The 17,670-nt window shown below is 69.8% G+C and carries 16 protein-coding genes; 8 read left to right on the forward strand and 8 right to left on the reverse strand.

The features are described 5' to 3' along the window. Window positions 1-34 precede the first annotated feature (34 nt). From F4556_RS21845 to F4556_RS21870, 6 genes are all read right to left on the reverse strand, one after another. Entirely contained in the window at window positions 35-808 is a 774-nt protein-coding gene (locus F4556_RS21845) for a succinate dehydrogenase iron-sulfur subunit (RefSeq protein ID WP_184918715.1), read from the reverse strand. Continuing rightward, entirely contained in the window at window positions 808-2,550 is a 1,743-nt protein-coding gene (sdhA, locus tag F4556_RS21850; protein ID WP_184918717.1) for a succinate dehydrogenase flavoprotein subunit, read from the reverse strand. The genes F4556_RS21845 and sdhA overlap by 1 nt, the downstream gene beginning before the upstream one ends. Before the next feature lie 28 nt (window positions 2,551-2,578). After that, window positions 2,579-3,070 carry a succinate dehydrogenase, hydrophobic membrane anchor protein gene (sdhD, locus tag F4556_RS21855; RefSeq protein WP_184918719.1) on the reverse strand — a complete coding sequence of 164 codons (492 nt, stop codon included), beginning with the start codon at window positions 3,068-3,070 and terminating at the stop codon, window positions 2,579-2,581. 6 nt (window positions 3,071-3,076) lie between these two features. Further along, complete coding sequence (gene sdhC, locus F4556_RS21860; protein WP_184918721.1) at window positions 3,077-3,457, reverse strand: succinate dehydrogenase, cytochrome b556 subunit; 381 nt, start codon at window positions 3,455-3,457, stop codon at window positions 3,077-3,079. Between the two features lie 291 nt (window positions 3,458-3,748). After that, window positions 3,749-4,291: a carboxymuconolactone decarboxylase family protein gene (locus tag F4556_RS21865; RefSeq protein ID WP_184918723.1), complete on the reverse strand. Its 543-nt coding sequence runs from the start codon at window positions 4,289-4,291 to the stop codon at window positions 3,749-3,751. Window positions 4,292-4,313: 22 nt separating this feature from the next. Continuing rightward, a complete protein-coding gene (locus F4556_RS21870) occupies window positions 4,314-5,318 on the reverse strand; it encodes a hypothetical protein (RefSeq protein WP_184918725.1) in 1,005 nt (334 codons plus the stop codon). Between the two features lie 215 nt (window positions 5,319-5,533). On the opposite strand from F4556_RS21870, the gene F4556_RS21875 reads away from it, so the two are divergent. Then, a complete protein-coding gene (locus F4556_RS21875; protein WP_184918727.1) occupies window positions 5,534-6,853 on the forward strand; it encodes an MFS transporter in 1,320 nt (439 codons plus the stop codon). A gap of 9 nt (window positions 6,854-6,862) precedes the next feature. On the opposite strand, the gene F4556_RS21880 is transcribed toward F4556_RS21875, so the two are convergent. After that, window positions 6,863-7,369, reverse strand: a complete 507-nt coding sequence (locus F4556_RS21880; protein ID WP_376775734.1) for a 2-oxo-4-hydroxy-4-carboxy-5-ureidoimidazoline decarboxylase — start codon at window positions 7,367-7,369, stop codon at window positions 6,863-6,865. 312 nt (window positions 7,370-7,681) lie between these two features. Continuing rightward, a complete protein-coding gene (locus F4556_RS21885; protein ID WP_184918729.1) occupies window positions 7,682-8,422 on the reverse strand; it encodes an SDR family oxidoreductase in 741 nt (246 codons plus the stop codon). A gap of 201 nt (window positions 8,423-8,623) precedes the next feature. Between F4556_RS21885 and F4556_RS21890 the strand changes: the two genes are divergently transcribed. From F4556_RS21890 to F4556_RS21915, 7 genes are all read left to right on the forward strand, one after another. After that, window positions 8,624-10,213 carry an acyl-CoA mutase large subunit family protein gene (locus F4556_RS21890; RefSeq protein WP_184918731.1) on the forward strand — a complete coding sequence of 530 codons (1,590 nt, stop codon included), beginning with the start codon at window positions 8,624-8,626 and terminating at the stop codon, window positions 10,211-10,213. A 217-nt stretch (window positions 10,214-10,430) separates the two neighbouring features. Then, a complete protein-coding gene (locus tag F4556_RS21895) occupies window positions 10,431-11,681 on the forward strand; it encodes an amidohydrolase (protein ID WP_376775735.1) in 1,251 nt (416 codons plus the stop codon). A gap of 219 nt (window positions 11,682-11,900) precedes the next feature. Further along, window positions 11,901-12,956 (forward strand): BMP family lipoprotein, encoded by a 1,056-nt coding sequence (locus tag F4556_RS21900; protein ID WP_184918735.1) that lies wholly within the window; start codon window positions 11,901-11,903, stop codon window positions 12,954-12,956. An 81-nt stretch (window positions 12,957-13,037) separates the two neighbouring features. After that, window positions 13,038-14,804 carry an ABC transporter ATP-binding protein gene (locus F4556_RS21905; RefSeq protein ID WP_246511059.1) on the forward strand — a complete coding sequence of 589 codons (1,767 nt, stop codon included), beginning with the start codon at window positions 13,038-13,040 and terminating at the stop codon, window positions 14,802-14,804. Between the two features lie 5 nt (window positions 14,805-14,809). Next, on the forward strand, window positions 14,810-15,967 hold the full coding sequence (locus tag F4556_RS21910) for an ABC transporter permease (protein WP_184918737.1): 1,158 nt from the start codon (window positions 14,810-14,812) through the stop codon (window positions 15,965-15,967). Then, window positions 15,964-17,229, forward strand: coding sequence for an ABC transporter permease (locus F4556_RS38420; RefSeq protein ID WP_246511060.1), 1,266 nt, complete (start codon window positions 15,964-15,966; stop codon window positions 17,227-17,229). The genes F4556_RS21910 and F4556_RS38420 overlap by 4 nt, the downstream gene beginning before the upstream one ends. Then, a complete protein-coding gene (locus F4556_RS21915) occupies window positions 17,226-17,642 on the forward strand; it encodes a cytidine deaminase (protein WP_313068471.1) in 417 nt (138 codons plus the stop codon). The genes F4556_RS38420 and F4556_RS21915 overlap by 4 nt, the downstream gene beginning before the upstream one ends. Window positions 17,643-17,670 lie beyond the last annotated feature (28 nt).

Consider the following 17,670-nt stretch of genomic DNA (forward strand, 5'->3'; position numbering starts at 1 on the left):
CACAACCGGACGGGCCCTCAGGAGCAGGCGGAGCCTAGAAGCGGCGGGTCACCAGGGCCCGCTTCACTTCCTGGATCGCCTTGGTGACCTCGATGCCGCGGGGGCAGGCCTCGGAGCAGTTGAAGGTGGTGCGGCAGCGCCACACGCCCTCGCGGTCGTTCAGGATCTCCAGGCGCTGCTCGGCACCCTCGTCGCGCGAGTCGAAGATGAAGCGGTGCGCGTTGACGATGGCGGCCGGGCCGAAGTACTGGCCGTCGTTCCAGAACACCGGGCAGGACGAGGTGCACGCGGCGCACAGGATGCACTTGGTGGTGTCGTCGAAGCGCTCGCGGTCCTCGGCGGTCTGCAGGCGCTCGCGGGTCGGCTCGTTCCCGTTGGTGATCAGGAACGGCATGACGTCCTTGTACGCCTGGAAGAACGGGTCCATGTCCACGATCAGGTCCTTGAGGACCGTGAGGCCCTTGATGGCCTCGATCGTGATCGGCTTCTCCGGGTTGACGTCCTTGAGCAGGGTCTTGCACGCCAGCCGGTTGCGGCCGTTGATCCGCATCGCGTCGGAGCCGCAGATGCCGTGCGCGCAGGAACGGCGGTAGGTGAGGGTGCCGTCCTGCTCCCACTTGATCTTGTTGAGGGCGTCGAGGACGCGCTCCTTCGGATCCATCTCCAGCTGGTAGTCGACCCACACCGGGTCCGGCAGCTCCTCCGGGTTGAACCGGCGGATCCGGATGGTGACGGTGATCAGCTTGATGCCACCGGCCTCGGCCGCGTCCAGAGCGGCCGAGTGCTTCTCCACGGTCGGAGTGCTCATCAGTACTTACGCTCCATCGGCTGGTAGCGGGTCGTGACGACCGGCTTGTAGTCGAGGCGGATCGAGGTGGTGCCGTCCGCGGCGACCTCCTGGTACGCCATGGTGTGCTGCATGAACTTCACGTCGTCACGGGTCGGGAAGTCCTCGCGGTAGTGACCGCCGCGCGACTCCTCGCGGGCGAGCGCGGAGACGGCCAGCACCTCGGCCAGGTCGAGCAGGTTGCCCAGCTCGACGGCCTCCAGCAGGTCCGTGTTGTAGCGCTGGCCCTTGTCCTGGATCGCGACGTTCTTGTACCGCTCGCGCAGCCCCGCGATGTCGGAGACGGCCTGCTTCAGGGTCTCGCCGGTGCGGTAGACCATGGCGTTGGTGTCCATGGTCTCCTGCAGCTCCTTGCGGATCTGCGCGACCGACTCGGTGCCCTCGGACTCGCGGAGGCCCTCGATGATCGCCACGACCTTCTCGGCCGGGTTCTCGGGGAGCTCGGTGAAGTCGACCTTCGACGAGTAGTCGGCGGCGGCGATACCGGCCCGCTTGCCGAACACGTTGATGTCGAGCAGCGAGTTGGTGCCCAGGCGGTTGGCGCCGTGCACCGAGACGCAGGCGACCTCGCCGGCCGCGTAGAGGCCGGGCACCACGTCGGTGTTGTTGCGCAGCACCTCACCCTCGACGTTGGTCGGGATGCCGCCCATCGCGTAGTGCGCGGTGGGCTGGATCGGGATCGGGTCCGTGTAGGGCTCGATGCCGAGGTAGGTCCGCGCGAACTCGGTGATGTCCGGGAGCTTGGCGTCCAGCTGCTCCGGCGGAAGGTGCGTCAGGTCCAGGTAGACGTGGTCGCCGTCCGGGCCACAGCCGCGACCCTCGCGGATCTCGGTGTAGATCGCGCGCGAGCAGACGTCACGGGACGCGAGGTCCTTCATGACCGGGGCGTAGCGCTCCATGAAGCGCTCGCCGTCCTTGTTGCGCAGGATGCCGCCCTCGCCGCGGGCGCCCTCGGTGAGCAGGATGCCCATCCGCCAGATGCCCGTCGGGTGGAACTGGAAGAACTCCATGTCCTCGAGCGGCAGGCCGCGCCGGTAGACCAGCGCCTGGCCGTCACCGGTCAGGGTGTGCGCGTTGGAGGTCACCTTGAAGAACTTGCCGGTGCCGCCGGAGGCGAAGACCACCGACTTGGCCTGGAAGACGTGGATCTCGCCGGTGGCCAGCTCGTAGGCGACGACGCCCGCGGTCTTGCCGTCGTTGATCAGCAGGTCCAGGACGTAGAACTCGTTGAAGAACTCGACGCCGTGCTTGACGCAGTTCTGGAACAGCGTCTGCAGGATCATGTGACCGGTGCGGTCGGCCGCGTAGCAGGAGCGGCGGACCGCCGCCTCGCCGTGGTTGCGGGTGTGGCCGCCGAAGCGGCGCTGGTCGATCCGGCCCTGCTCGGTCCGGGAGAAGGGGAGACCCATCTTCTCCAGGTCGAGAACGGCGTCGATCGCCTCCTTGCACATGATCTCGGCGGCGTCCTGGTCGACCAGGTAGTCACCACCCTTGATCGTGTCGAAGGTGTGCCACTCCCAGTTGTCCTCCTCGACGTTGGCGAGGGCGGCGCACATGCCGCCCTGCGCCGCGCCGGTGTGGGAGCGGGTCGGGTACAGCTTGGTCAGCACGGCGGTGCGGCTGCGCTGGGTCGACTCGATGGCCGCGCGCATGCCCGCGCCACCGGCGCCGACGATGACGGTGTCGTACTTGTGAATCTGCATGGGGTCTACGTCGCCTCTGGCTGGCCGATTAGATGTTCGGGTCGAAGGTGAAGATCACCAGGGTGCCGAGCAGGACCGTGAACACGGTCGCGGCGCCCATCAGGGTCTTCAGCCACAGCCTGGTGGAGTCCTTCTCCGCGTAGTCGTTGATGACCGTGCGCATGCCGTTGCTGCCGTGCAGCATGGCGAGCCACAGCATCAGCAGGTCCCAGCCCTGCCAGAACGGCGAGGCCCAGCGACCCGCCACGAAGGCGAAGTTGATCTTCGACACGCCGCCGTCGAGCACCAGCATGATCAGCAGGTGACCGAGGATCAGCACGACCAGCAGGACACCCGACAGGCGCATGAACAGCCAGGCGAGCATCTCGAAGTTGGTGCGGGTACGCCGAGGGGTCTTCTTGGTACGCGCACGCGGGGGCTCGACGACGAAGGCGTCGGCGGGGTTCCCGGTACCCAGGCCCTGGCCCGTGTGGGCCTGGAGGGAGGGGACCACAAGGGTCTCGTTGGTGTCAGCAGCCATCGTCGATCACTTCCCGAACCAGGAGAGGAGGGTGTGCTCGAGGATCGGGTAGAAGGCGCCCGCCATCAGCACGACCCAGATACCGACGACGGTCCACAGCATCTGCTTCTGCAGGCGCGGACCCCTCGACCAGAAGTCCACCGCGATGACCCGGAGGCCGTTCAGGGCGTGGAACAGGATGGCGGCGGTGAGGCCGTACTCCATCAGGTTCACGGGCCAGGTCTTGTACGTCGCGATGACGGTGTCGTACGACTCGGGTGACACCCGCACGAGAGCGGTGTCGAGAACATGGGCGAACAGGAAGAAGAAAATGAGGACGCCGGTGACTCGATGAGCCACCCAGCTCCACATGCCTTCCCGGCCGCGGTACAGCGTTCCAGCCGGCACGGAAAACCCTCCGGAAGCGATTGGGGGCTCGGCCGGCTTCGGTGTCGGTCAGCCCGGCCGGTACGGTCCTCCGGCCGCCAGCATCCTATCGACGCGCTGTGGCGAACCGCCTCCGGGGGTGTCAGGTGTGATCAAACAGGCACGCACGGCCTAATCGACCCCTCGAATGTGACGCTCAGTGACGAACTTTCCGCGCTGCGGTGGCCGACTCTGACGCCGGATCAGCCCCTGGGAGCCGTTCGGCGGGAAGACCGGCCACCGCACTCACCCTGACGGATGAAATCCCGCGACTCAGTCCCGGGTCGCGACGTAGCCCCGGGCGACCAGGGCCGCGCCGATCTCGTCGTAGTCGGCCGGGTCCGCCGGGAGGATCGCGTCGAGGCCGTCGACGTAGCGGTTGAACATGCAGAACGCCGCCGCGATCAGCACCGCGTCGTGGATCGCCTCGTCGTCCGCGCCGGCCGCCCGGGCCGCCGCGACGTCCTGCTCGGTGACGTTCCGGGCGTCGCCCTGGACCTTGGCGGCGATCGCCAGCAGCGCCCGGGTCCGCTCGTCGATCGGTGCGGTGGCCGGGTCCTTCTTGACGGCGTCGACCAACTCGTAGTCCCCGCCCAGGGCGTGGGCGGCCGCCGCGCTGTGCGAACCGGTGCAGTAGCGGGTCCGGTTGAGGTCGGACACGTAGGCGGCGATCAGCTCCCGCTCGCCCACGCTGAGCGGGGAGTCGCCCCGGAGCAGCTGCTGGGCGAGCTCGTTGAGCTTGCGGCCGGAGGCGGGCTTGCTGGCCATCAGGCCACGGATGCCCGGGGTCTGGCCCGGGATCGCGATGTGCGGCATGGGATCGGTTCTCCTCCGACGGTCAGTTGTTGAACCACGGGGTGGTGGTCGGGTCGGTGCTGAACTGGTTGAGCATCAGGTTGGCCACCTTCTGCTCGCCGGTGGGCCCGGGGTGCACCCGGTCGCTCTCCAGGTCGGAGCACAGCCACTCCAGGCCGTCGCTGCGTCCCGGAACGCCGCCGGCCACGCCGTCCGAGCCCAGGCCGTCCGCCCACATGTACGGCCCCCAGGAGAGCCAGGGCGCGACGCCGCCGGTCCCGTACGACAGGGTGGTGTCGCCGTTGATCTGGTCCTGGATCAGCTTCTTGACCGCGAAGCCCTGCTGGTAGGCGCCCGCGCTGCGGAGCGGGTTGTAGGTGTAGATCCGGCTGGCCAGGTAACCGACGGCCAGGTTCGGGTACTTGGCCCGGCCGTTCCGGACGATGTTGGCCAGCGCGTTCCGCAGGTTGTCCGCCCCGGCCGGGAAGGCGCCGAGGTTGTCGCCGACGAACTGCTCCTTCAGCCAGACCGCCTGCACCTGGGTGGCCGTCACGCCGGCGGCGGAGAGCCGGGTGGCGAGCACCGACCAGGTCGCGTCGGCCGGGTTCGCCCAGCTGGAGGCGTCCTTGCCGCCCTGGGCGCCGTCGACCAGCACCAGGTGGGAGTTGAGGTTGGCGTACCCGGCGGTGGTCTGGATGAACTTCTGGAACTCCTGGGTGGTGTTGGACATGCCGATCGAGATCAGCACCACCTTTCCGTTCACCAGGTCGACCTGGCCGGCCGCGTTCCGCGGCAGCACCTGGTTCTGCGCGAGGTTCACCCCGGCCGAATTGTGCGCGCTGGGGCGGGAGTTGCTGCCGCCCGGGTACAGGCCGCCCATCACGCCCTGGTAGCTGCCGGTGCCCAGGTCGTTCAGCGGCACCAGGCCGCTGTGGGTGTACGTGCAGTCCGTCGGCGGGGCGGCCGGGGCCGGCTGCGGGACGAGGGCCACGGCCAGGGCGGTGGCGGCGGTGGTCAGGGTGGCGGTCACGGTACGTCGGAAGCCCACGGTTCCTCTTCATGGTCGGGGATATCCCGGGTCATCCTGGTGGCGTGCCGATCGGCCGGACCTCTTCCAAATTGCCGTCAACTCACGCTGGAAAACCGCCACTTCGAGGTTTTCCGGAGATCGGCACGATGGAAGAAGCCGGGCTCCGCCGAGGCCCCCGACTGTGTTCCCCGGCCGCCCGGCCCAACCGTCGCAGACACCCTCGGGAGCACCTCATGCCACACCGACCGGACCATCGCTCGGTCTCCGCCACCGTGGTGGGCAACTTCGTCGAGGCCTTCGACTGGCTGGCGTACGGACTCTTCGCCCCGCTCTTCGCGGTCCGGTTCTTCCCGTCCGCCAACCCGGTCACCGCGCTGCTCGGGGCGTTCGCGGTGCTCGGCATCGGGGTGCTGGCCCGGCCGCTGGGCGGCGTGCTGCTCGGGCGCTTCGCCGACCGCCGGGGCCGCCGTCCGGCGCTGATGCTGTCGATCGGTCTGATGACCGGCGGGTCGGTGCTGATCGGCGTCGCCCCGACGTACCAGCAGGTCGGGATGGTCGCGCCGGCCGTCCTGCTGCTCGGCCGGGTCGCCCAGGGCGTCTCGCACGGCGGCGAGTGGCCGAGCGCGGTCGCCTACCTGATGGAGCTGGCGCCCCGGCAGCGGCGCTGCTTCTACGGGAGCCTGTTCGCGCTCAGCACGGTGGCCGGCGCGTTCACCGCCTCGCTGCTGGGCGGCGGGCTGACTGCGGCGCTCGGCGCCGGGGCGATGGCCGACTGGGGCTGGCGGGTGCCGTTCCTGGTCGGCGGGGTGTTCGGGCTGGTCCTGCTGCTGCTCCGGAACCGCCTCACCGAGACCGAGGTGTTCCGCCGGGAGGTGCTCGGCCACGCGGCGCGCGGTTCGTTGCGGCTGCTGTTCGGCGGTCACCGGCGCCGGGTGCTGCGCTCGGTGCTGTTCGTCGCGGGCGTGGGCGCGGTGGGCAACACCTGGACCGCCGTGATCCCGGCGATGGGCCAGCGGCTCGCCGCGCCGGGCACGATGTACTGGGTGGTGGTCTGCGTCACCGGCACGATGATGCTGGCGGCGGTGCCGCTCGGGCTGCTCGCGGACCGGATCGGCGCGGTGCGGCTGCTGGTCGGGGCCAGCTGCGGCTTCGCGGTGGCCGGCTCCTGGACCTACCTGCACCTGACCGGCGGGTTCCTCAGCCTGGTGCTCACCTACGGCAGCGGCCTGGTCTACCTGATGTGCGTCACCACGGTGCTGCCCAAGATCCTCTCCGAGTCGTTCCCCCCGGAGGTCAGGGCGCTGGGCATCGGTCTGCCGTACGCCCTGACGACGGCGCTGCTCGGCGCGGCCGGACCGGCCTCGGCGACCTGGCTGGCCGAGCGCGGAGCCTCCGGCTGGTTCGTCGGGGGCATGGCGGTGGCAGTCCTGCTGGCCCTGCCGGCCGCCGCGTCGGCCGGGGCCGGGCAGCCGCCGGCCGGCCCCCCGGAGATCCGGGGAGCCGAGCCGGGCGACGGTGCCGTGCTGCCGCTGCGGGCCCGGTCGACGGCCTGAGGCCGCCGGTCAGGTGCCCGTCCGGGTGGCGGTGGCCGAGGCGACCAGGTGCTCCAGCCGGGTCAGCGCGATCCGGCGGAGCTCGTCGGCCGCGATCAGCCGCTCCTCGTCCGGGTCGTTGGCCAGCCTGGTGCGGACGGACGTGAGCACGGTGTCGAGCATCTCCTCCGGTTCGATCCCGTCCAGGCAGACCACGAAGACGTGGCCGAACCGCGCCTCGTACGCGGCATGGGCGGCCCGCAGCGCGGTGTGCGCCGCCTGGCTGCCGGGTGCGCGCATGCCGAGCAGCGGCTGCGGCATCCAGCTCTCGTCGGCCAGCGCCTCAGCCAGATCGGCCGGGCGCAGGTCGTAGGAAGCCTCGCTGGCGGCGGCCAACAGGGACTCTATGTCGGGGTAGGGGCGGTGGGCGGTCAGCCGAAGCGCCCAGCGATGACTGCCGCAGCAGGCCAGCAGGGCCTCCTCGGCAGCGCCGGGGTCGGCCTCGTTGAAACGGTGAAGCCCGAGCAGGGACGGCACCAGCAGCGGCAGGTCGAACCGTTGCGGCGGGATGTCACTGGACAGCGGGTCCTCCTCGTGAGGGCGGGAAGGGGAGATGCTCCAGAGACGAAACGTAGGTGGTCAGCGGTTGCGCGGAGGACCGATCGGCCGGGCCCGGGACCAGGCATCTTGTGGACCGCCCAGGCAGCGGCACCACGGTAGTTGAGGGTTCGTCAGTTGAGGAAGGGTCACGCCGAATTCACTCGATCGAGCTATCAAGTCGTGACGTTGTCATGTTCGTTGAGATGGCGCTGCGTCGGGGCGGCCGCCCGCCCCGACGACGGAGCGTGGTCAGCCCCGGTGCACCTTGTGGTTGGCCGCCTGCGCACGCGGCCGGACCACCAGTAGGTCGATGTTGACGTGCGGCGGCCGGGTGACCGCCCAGGAGACGGTGTCGGCGACGTCCTCGGAGGTGAGCGGCTCGGCCACGCCCGCGTAGACCGCCGCCGCCTTCTCCTCGTCCCCCCGGAAGCGGGTGACCGCGAAGCCCTCGGACTTCACCATGCCGGGGGCGATCTCGATCACCCGGATCGGCTCGCCGCACAGCTCCAGCCGGAGGGTCCCCGCGATGGTGTGCGCGGCGGCCTTGGCCGCCACGTACCCGCCGCCGCCCTCGTACGTGGCCAGCGCGGCGGTCGAGCTGAGCACCAGCACGGTGCCGTCGCCGCTCGCCCGCAGAGCCGGCAGCAGGGCCTGGGTGACGTGCAGCACGCCGAGCACGTTCACCTGGTACATCGCCAGCCAGTCGGCCGGGTCGCCGGTCTCGACGGACTCCGCGCCGATCGCGCCGCCCGCGTTGTTCACCAGCACGTCGACCGGGCCGACCTCGGCGGCGAACGCGTCCACCGCGGCCCGGTCGGTCACGTCCACGGTGTAGGCCCGGCCGCCGATCTCCTTCGCCAGCGCCTCGATCCGCTCGGTCCGGCGGGCCGTGACCACCACCTCGAAGCCGTCCGCGGCCAGCCGCCGGGCCGTCGCCGCACCGATGCCGCTGCTGGCACCGGTGACCACGGCCACCTTCCGCTCGGTCATTTCCACTCCCCAGGTTCGTCCGGTCGTTGGCACCGATCATCGCAGGGAGTGTCCGGCGGACGGGGTACGGACCGCTCTGTGAGCAAGGTCCCAGCCGTGGCCTCTGTCTGTTCCCGGTCACGCCCGACTACATTGCGTAGCTCCAGCTGAGTGTTCATCAGCGTTAACTTCCCGCATCCCTCATCCTGCGGAGGAACCCCCATGGCAGCCGAGCCCCGTCGCACTGAGTCGGGCCTCCCGATCGAGCCGCTGTACGGTCCGGAGACCCTCGCCGACTGGAGCCCGGAGGCCAAGCTCGGCCGGCCCGGCGAGTACCCGTACACCCGTGGTGTCTACCCCTCCATGTACACCGGCCGGCCGTGGACCATGCGCCAGTACGCGGGCTTCGGCACCGCGGCGGAGTCCAACGCCCGGTACAAGCAGCTGATCGCCAACGGCACCATGGGCCTCTCGGTCGCCTTCGACCTGCCGACCCAGATGGGCTACGACTCGGACGCCCCGATCTCGGCCGGCGAGGTCGGCAAGGTCGGTGTGGCGATCGACAGCGTCGACGACATGAGCGTGCTGTTCGGCGGCATCCCGCTGGGCGAGGTGTCCACCTCGATGACCATCAACGCGCCCGGCTCGCTGCTCCTGCTGCTGTACCAACTGGTCGGCGAGGCCCAGGGCGTGGCCTCCAACAAGCTGACCGGCACGATCCAGAACGACGTGCTCAAGGAGTACATCGCGCGCGGGACGTACATCTTCCCGCCGAAGCCGAGCCTGCGGCTGATCGCCGACGTGTTCCAGTACTGCCGGGCCGAGATCCCGAAGTGGAACACCATCTCGATCTCCGGCTACCACATGGCCGAGGCCGGGGCGAACCCCGCGCAGGAGATCGCCTTCACGCTGGCCAACGGCATCGAGTACGTCCGCACCGCGGTCGCGGCCGGGATGGACGTGGACGACTTCGCACCGCGGCTGTCCTTCTTCTTCGTCTCCCGCACCACGCTGCTCGAAGAGGTGGCCAAGTTCCGTGCCGCGCGCCGGATCTGGGCCCGGGTGATGCGCGAGGAGTTCAACGCGAAGAACCCGAAGTCGCAGATGCTGCGCTTCCACACCCAGACCGCGGGCGTCCAACTCACCGCCCAGCAGCCCGAGGTGAACCTGGTCCGGGTCTCGGTCCAGGCGCTCGCGGCGGTGTTCGGCGGCACCCAGTCGCTGCACACCAACAGCTTCGACGAGGCCATCGCGCTGCCCACCGAGAAGTCCGCCCGGCTGGCGCTGCGCACCCAGCAGGTGCTGGCGTACGAGACCGACATCACCGCCACGGTGGACCCGTTCGCCGGCTCCTACGTGGTCGAGCAGATGACCGACGAGGTCGAGGCCGCCGCGCTGGAACTCATGCACAAGGTGGAGGAGATGGGCGGTTCGGTGGCCGCCATCGAGCAGGGCTACCAGAAGGGCGAGATCGAGCGGACCGCCTACCGGATCCAGCAGGAGCAGGACTCCGGCGAGCGCACCGTGGTCGGCGTCAACCGCTTCCAGCTGGACACCGAGGACCCGTACGAGCCGCTCCGGGTGGACCCGGCGATCGAGGCCCAGCAGGCCGAGCGGCTGGCCAGGCTCCGTGCGGAGCGCGACAGTTCGGCGGTGGACCGCTCGCTGACCGCGCTGCGCAAGGCGGCCGAGGGCAGCGACAACGTGCTCTACCCGATGAAGGAGGCGCTGGCCGCCCGGGCCACCGTCGGTGAGGTCTGCAACGCGCTGCGGGAGATCTGGGGCACCTACACCCCGGTCGACCGGTTCTGAGCGGACGTCAGTCCGATTGTCTGTCGGGGTCCGGGGCGCGCGCTCCGGGCCCCGCGCCGTGTCCTGCTCCCGAACCGCTCGTTGCACAGGTCAGCGAGCACGGGAAGGCGGACGAAACGGTATGTCATACCCAGCTGCGGGGCCGGTATGCACCCATCCGGGGACCACTTCGGCGGAAGTCGGGCCAAAACCCCACCACCGGCCTAGTCTTGTTGAGGTGAACGATCCTCAGCCCGCCGCTCAGGCCACCCTCACCCCCGCCCGCCCCGGTTCCGACCTGCGCGCACGGGTGCGGGCCTACCAGGCGGAGTTGATCGCCTTCCGCCGCGACCTGCACCGGCACCCGGAGTTGGGGCGGCAGGAGTTCCGCACCACCCGGCTGATCCGCGAGCGGCTGCTGGCCGCCGGCCTGTCGCCCAAGCTGCTGCCGGGCGGCACCGGGATGACGGTCGACATCGTGCCGGCCGACCACAAGCCGGGCACCCCGTTCCTGGCCTTCCGGGCGGACATCGACGCGCTGCCGATCGACGACGCCAAGACCGAGGCCCCGTACCGCTCCACGCTGCCGGGCCGGGCGCACGCCTGCGGCCACGACGTGCACACCTCGGTGGTGCTCGGCACCGCGCTGGTGCTGGCCCAGGCGGCCCGGGCGGGGGAGCTGAAGCAGCCGGTGCGGCTGATCTTCCAGCCCGCCGAGGAGGTGATGCCCGGCGGTGCGCTGGACGTCATCGAGGCCGGCGGGATGGCCGACGTGGGCCGGATCTTCGCGGTGCACTGCGACCCGAAGGTCCAGGTCGGCCGGATCGGCCTCAAGGTCGGCGCGATCACCTCGGCCTGCGACCGGCTGGTGCTGCACCTGGACGGGCCCGGCGGCCACACCGCCCGGCCGCACCTGACCACCGATCTGGTCACCGCGGTGGCCCGGCTGGCCTCCGACCTGCCGCCCGCGCTGGCCCGCCGGATGGACCCGCGCTGGGGCGTCAGCCTGGTCTGGGGCCGGATCGCCTCGGGCTCGGCCTCGAACGTGATCCCGCAGCACGCCGAGCTGGAGGGCACCGTCCGCTGCCTGGAGCTGGCCGGCTGGCGCGAGGCGCCGGACGCGCTGCACGAGCTGACCGCCAAGCTGGCCGAGCTGTACCGGGCCAAGTGGACGCTGGACTACCACCGGGGAGTGCCGCCGGTGGTGAACGAGCACGGCTCGATCAACCAGCTCGAGGCGGCGATGACGGGCCGGTTCGCGGCCGGGGCGGGCCCGGTGGTCGAGGACACCGAGCAGAGCCTCGGCGGCGAGGACTTCTCCTGGTACCTGGAGCACGCCCCCGGCGCGCTCGCCCGGCTGGGCGTCCGGAGCCCGCACGACAGCACGGTCCGCGACCTCCACCAGGGCCGTTTCGACGTGGACGAGCGGGCGATCGCGATCGGGGTGGAGCTGTTCGCGGCACTCGCGCTGGAGTACGGCCGAGTCTGAGGTGTTCGGGGCCGGATCGGCGTAGAGTGGCGGAGCACTACCAGGGAGTAGTGACATTCAGGTGCGGCAAGCGTGGTTATATGTCCGGTTCGTCCCGACGTAGCACCACGTTTTGATAACAACCCGAATGCCCTTCCTGCCCGTAACACAACCGTGTTCTACGCGCGTTACGGTGGCGCTCGACCACGCCATACGGGTGTGTGAGAAGGAGATACTCCCTTGCGCCGTTCAATGAAGCTCGCCGCGGTTGTGCTCTCGGGTTCCCTGGGCATCGCCTCGCTCGCCGCTTGCGGCGCAAAGAGCACCGACAACAGCAGCACTCCCGCCGCCGGTGCCTCGGGCATCAAGGTCGGCATGGCGTACGACATCGGCGGCCGTGGCGACCAGTCGTTCAACGACTCCGCCGCCCGTGGGCTGGACAAGGCCAAGGCCGACCTCGGCGTGCAGGTCACCGAGGCCGAGGCCAAGACCGGTGAGGCCGAGGCCGACAAGGAGACCCGCCTCAAGACGCTGGTGACCGGTGGTTACAACCCGATCATCGCCGTCGGCTTCGTCTACCAGGCCGCCGTCGAGAAGGTCGCCAAGGACAACCCGACCGTCAAGTTCGCGATCATCGACTCCGGTTCCTCCACCCAGCCGAGCAACGTCACCTCGCTGACCTTCTCGGAGCAGGAGGGCTCGTACCTGGCCGGCGTCGCCGCCGCCTCGAAGAGCACCCAGAAGCACATCGGCTTCATCGGTGGCGTGCAGTCCGAGCTGATCAAGAAGTTCGAGGCCGGTTACGTCGCGGGCGCCAAGTCGGTCACCCCGGACATCAAGATCGAGACCACCTACCTCACCACCCCGCCGGACTTCTCGGGCTTCAACGACCCGGGCAAGGGCAAGGACGCCGCGCAGGGTCAGCTCGACAAGGGCGCGGACGTCATCTACTCCGCCGCCGGCTCCTCCGGCAACGGCGCCATCGAGGCCGTCTTCAACGCGAAGAAGTGGGCCATCGGCGTCGACTCGGACCAGGCCGCCCAGCCGGCCCTGTCCAAGTACAAGGAGCGCATCCTCACCTCGATGGTGAAGAACGTCGACACCGCGGTGTTCTCCTACGTGGACGCCATCAAGAAGGGCGCCCCGATCACGGGCACCAAGAACTTCGACCTGAAGGAGAAGGGCGTCTCGCTGGCCACCACCGGCGGCTTCATCTCCGACATCCAGAAGAAGCTGGACGACGCCACCACGGCGATCACCTCGGGCGCCACCAAGATCCCGACCACCACCGGCTGACGCTTGCTCAGCCTGCCGCTGACCTTCGCGGTCAGCGCGCATGATTGACACAGCATCAGGGCGGGGCCCGGCTGGGTGCGCATGACGCACGCCACCGGGCCTCGTCCGTTCCCCCCAAGCCTTCTCCAGCGCAACGACGCGCCCTGTGACCACCAGGAGATCGCCATCACCGCTTCCGAACCCGCCCCGACCCCCACGGGCGGCAACCCCAGCGCGGGGACGGCGACACCGGCCGTCGAACTGCGCGGCATCACCAAGCGCTTCCCCGGCGTCGTGGCCAACCACGACATCGACATCACCGTGGCCCCCGGCACCGTGCACGCCCTGATGGGTGAGAACGGCGCCGGCAAGTCGACCCTGATGAAGATCCTCTACGGCATGCAGAAGCCGGACGAGGGCACCATCGCCATCAACGGCGAGCAGGTCGAGTTCAACACTCCCGGGGACGCCATCGCGCGCGGCATCGGCATGGTGCACCAGCACTTCATGCTGGCCGACTACCTGACGGTGTGGGAGAACGTCGTCCTGGGCGGCGAGAAGCTCTACGGGATAGGAGCCAAGGCCAAGGCGAAGATCCGCGAGATCTCCGACCAGTACGGCCTGGGCATCCGCCCGGACGCGCTGGTCGAGGACCTCGGCGTGGCGGACCGCCAGCGGGTGGAGATCCTCAAGGTGCTCTACCGGGGCGCCAAGATCCTCATCCTGGACGAGCCCACCGCCGTGCTGGTGCCGCAGGAGGTGGACGCGCTCTTCGGCAACCTGCGGGAGCTCAAGGCCGAGGGCGTCACCGTCATCTTCATCTCGCACAAGCTGCACGAGGTGCTCTCGGTGGCCGACGCGATCAGCGTGATCCGCCGTGGCACCACGGTCGGCGACGCCGACCCGCGCACCGTGACGGCCCGTCAGCTGGCCGAGCTCATGGTCGGCGCCGAGCTGCCCTCCCCGGAGAGCCGCGAGTCCACCGTCACCGAGACCGAGATGCTCAGGGTCGACGCCCTGCGGATCGCCAAGGCGGACGCCGAGGGCATCGAGCGCGTGGTGCTGGACGACATCTCGCTGCGGATCCGCAAGGGCGAGATCCTCGGCATCGCCGGCGTCGAGGGCAACGGCCAGGCCGAGCTGGTCGAGGCCATCATGGGCATGCTGCCGCTGGACGGCGGCACCGTCACGCTGGACGGCAACGACCTGACCGGGACGCTGACCCGGGCCCGCCGCGAGGCCGGCATCGGCTACATCCCCGAGGACCGGCACAAGCACGGCCTGCTGCTGGAGGCCCCGCTCTGGGAGAACCGGATCCTCGGTCACGTCACCGAGGAGCCCAACTCCAAGGGCCTGCTGCTGGACCCGGCCGGGGCCCGTAGGGACACCCGGCGGATCGTCGAGGAGTACGACGTCCGTACGCCCGGCATCGAGGTCACCGCGGCCTCGCTCTCCGGTGGCAACCAGCAGAAGCTGATCATCGGCCGCGAGATGAGCCACAATCCGAAGCTGCTGATCGCCTCGCACCCCACCCGTGGCGTGGACGTCGGCGCGCAGGCGCAGATCTGGGAGCAGATCCGCTCCGCGCAGCGCGAGGGCCTGGCGGTGCTGCTGATCTCCGCCGACCTGGACGAGCTGATCGGCCTCTCCGACGCCATCCGGGTGATCTACCGCGGCCGCCTGGTCGCCGACGCCGACCCGGCCACCGTGACGGCCGAGGACCTGGGCACCGCGATGACGGGTGCGGCCACCGGCCACATCGAGTCGGACCCGGAGGCGGTCGCCGAGGCTCAGGCCTTCGTGGCCGAGATCACCGAGCCCGAGCGGCCCACCAACGACACCGCCACCGACGCGCAGGCGGGGGAGTAACCCACATGACCAGTCCCAACCCCGCCGCCACCGAACCGGTGGCGAAGAAGCGGTTCGACACCGAGAAGATCGTGCTCGGCCTGGCCGCGCCGGTGCTCGCGGTGCTGCTCTCGCTGGTGATCTGCAGCGTGCTGCTGGCGGTCTCCGGCAAGGAGCCGTTCAAGGCCTTCGACGTGCTGTTCACGTACGGCACCGCCTCGGACGGCCAGGTGGGCATCCTCAACCGGGCCACCACGTACTACCTCGCCGGTGCCGCCGCCGCGTTCGGCTTCCGGATGAACCTCTTCAACATCGGCGTCGACGGCCAGTACAAGCTGGGCGTGCTGTTCGCCGCCTTCGTCGGCAGCCAGGTGGACCTGCCCGCGATCCTGCAGATCCCGCTGCTGCTGCTGACCGCCATGGCGGTCGGTGGCCTGTGGGCGAGCATCGCCGGTCTGCTCAAGGTCTACCGGGGCGTCAGCGAGGTCATCTCGACCATCATGCTGAACGCCATCGCGAGCGCCGTGGTGACGCTGCTGTTGGTCCCCGGCATCTTCGCGCCGGAGAAGGGCACCACCACCAACAGCATCCAGACGGACCCGATCTCCGCCTCCAGCCACTTCTTCACGCTGGAGACCGCCGGTGGCACCCTCTGGGGCTTCCTGGTGATCGCGGTCCTGGTCGGCATCGTCTTCCAGTTCACCCTGAGCCGGACCCGGTTCGGCTTCGACCTGCGCGCCACCGGCCGCTCGGAGAGCGCCGCCACCGCGTCGGGTGTGAACGTCAAGCGCATGGTGATCACCTCGATGGTGGTCTCCGGTGGGATCGCCGGTCTGATCGGTCTGCCCGAACTGATGTCCAGCTCTTACTACTTCGGGCAGAACATCCAGCCGGGCCTCGGCTTCATCGGTATCTCGGTCGCCCTGCTGGGCCGTAACTCGCCGATCGGCATCGCGTTCTCGGCGCTGCTGTTCGCCTTCCTCGACGTGGCGGGCACCCAGTTGCCGCTCCAGGGTGACTACCCGCAGGAGATCGTCAACGTCATGCAGGGCACCATCGTCATCTGTGTCGTCGTCGCCTACGAGCTGGTGCGCCGCTACGGCCTCAAGCGCCAGCAGCAGAAGGTCGGCGCCGAGCTGGCCGCTCAGGCCGCCGCCGCTGCCAAGAAGGAGGTGGCCGCATGAGCACCGCCACTGCCACCCGGCCGAAGTCGCCGGGTGCGCCCGCCAAGAAGCGCAAGCTGACCGTCCCGGTCGTGCTGCTGCTGATCGCCGGCGCGCTGTTGCTGTTCTCCGCCGTGGGCGCGGCCACCGGTAACCACGGGCTGACCTCCTCGGGTCAGGTCACCGCCGCGCTGGGCGCCTCGGTGCCGATCGCGATGGCCGGTCTCGGCGGCCTCTGGGCCGAGCGGGCCGGTGTCGTCAACATCGGCCTCGAAGGCATGATGGTCGCCGGCACCTTCTGCGGCGCCTGGGCCGGCTACCTGGTCAACCCCTGGGTCGGCCTGCTGGCCGGCATGGCGGGCGGCGCGCTCGGCGGTCTGCTGCACGCGCTGGTCACGGTCACCTTCGGCGTCGACCACATCGTCTCCGGTGTCGGCATCAACCTGCTGATCCCCGGTATCTGCGCCTACGTCAACCGGATCTACTACCGCGACTACGTGGCCTTCGGCGCCGGGGCGAACCAGTCCCCGCCGGCCGATCCGCTGCCGTACATCACGATCCCGGGCCTGGCCGACTGGCTGGACAAGATCGAGGACCACCACTGGTTCCTGGTCTCCGACGTCGCGGGCATCCTCGGCGGCATGGTCTCCAACCTCTCGGTGGTCGTGGTGATCGCCGCGGTGTTCATCGTGGCCAGCTACTTCGTGCTCTGGCGGACGGTCTTCGGCCTGCGGCTGCGCTCCTGCGGCGAGAACCCGACCGCCGCCGAGTCGCTGGGCGTCAACGTCTACAAGTACAAGTACCTCGCGGTGATCACCTCGGGCGCGTTCGCCGGCCTGGCCGGTGCGTACCTCTCGCTGGTCGCGGCGCACTTCTACAAGGACGGCATGACCCAGGGCCGAGGCTTCATCGGTCTGGCCGCGATGATCTTCGGCAACTGGATGCCGGGCGGTCTGGCGATGGGTGCCGGTCTGTTCGGCTTCACCGACAGCCTCCAGCTGCGTGACCCGGACTCGGTGCACGTGCTGCTGCTGACCGTCTCGATCGCGATGGCGCTGCTGGCGCTCTGGAAGCTGTACCGGCGTCAGTTCCGGGGTGCTGCGATCAGCTTCGTGGTCGCTGCCGGTCTGGCGACCTGGTTCGTCACCACCGACACGGTGCCGCGCGCGCTGGTCGCGGCCACCCCGTACGTGATCACCCTGGTGGTGCTCGCGCTGGCTTCGCAGCGACTGCGGATGCCGAAGGCGGACGGTCAGATCTACCGACGCGGGCAGGGCAAGTGACGACCGCTCAGGCCGATCGGGCCGATCAGCCGGTCGACTGGGAGCAGCTGCGGACCGCCGCTCGGGACGCGATGGGGCACGCCTACGCCCCGTACAGCAAGTTCCCGGTCGGCGCCGCGGCGCTGGTCGACGACGGCCGGGTGGTCACCGGCTGCAACGTGGAGAACGCCTCGTACGGCCTCGCGCTGTGCGCCGAGTGCGGGCTGGTCTCGGCGTTGCACGCGAGCGGTGGCGGCCGGCTGGTGGCGTTCACCTGTGTGGACGGCGCGGGCGAGTTGCTGATGCCGTGCGGGCGCTGCCGCCAGCTGCTGTACGAGCACGGCGGGCCCGAGCTGATGGTCGATCTGCCGTCAGGCCTGCGGCCGATGAGCGAGGTCCTGCCGGACGCGTTCGGCCCGGAACACCTCGGATAACCGACCCGGAGCGGCTCTGGCACCTCGG

It is taken from the genome of Kitasatospora gansuensis, from assembly GCF_014203705.1.
In the GTDB taxonomy this organism is placed as follows: domain Bacteria; phylum Actinomycetota; class Actinomycetes; order Streptomycetales; family Streptomycetaceae; genus Kitasatospora; species Kitasatospora gansuensis.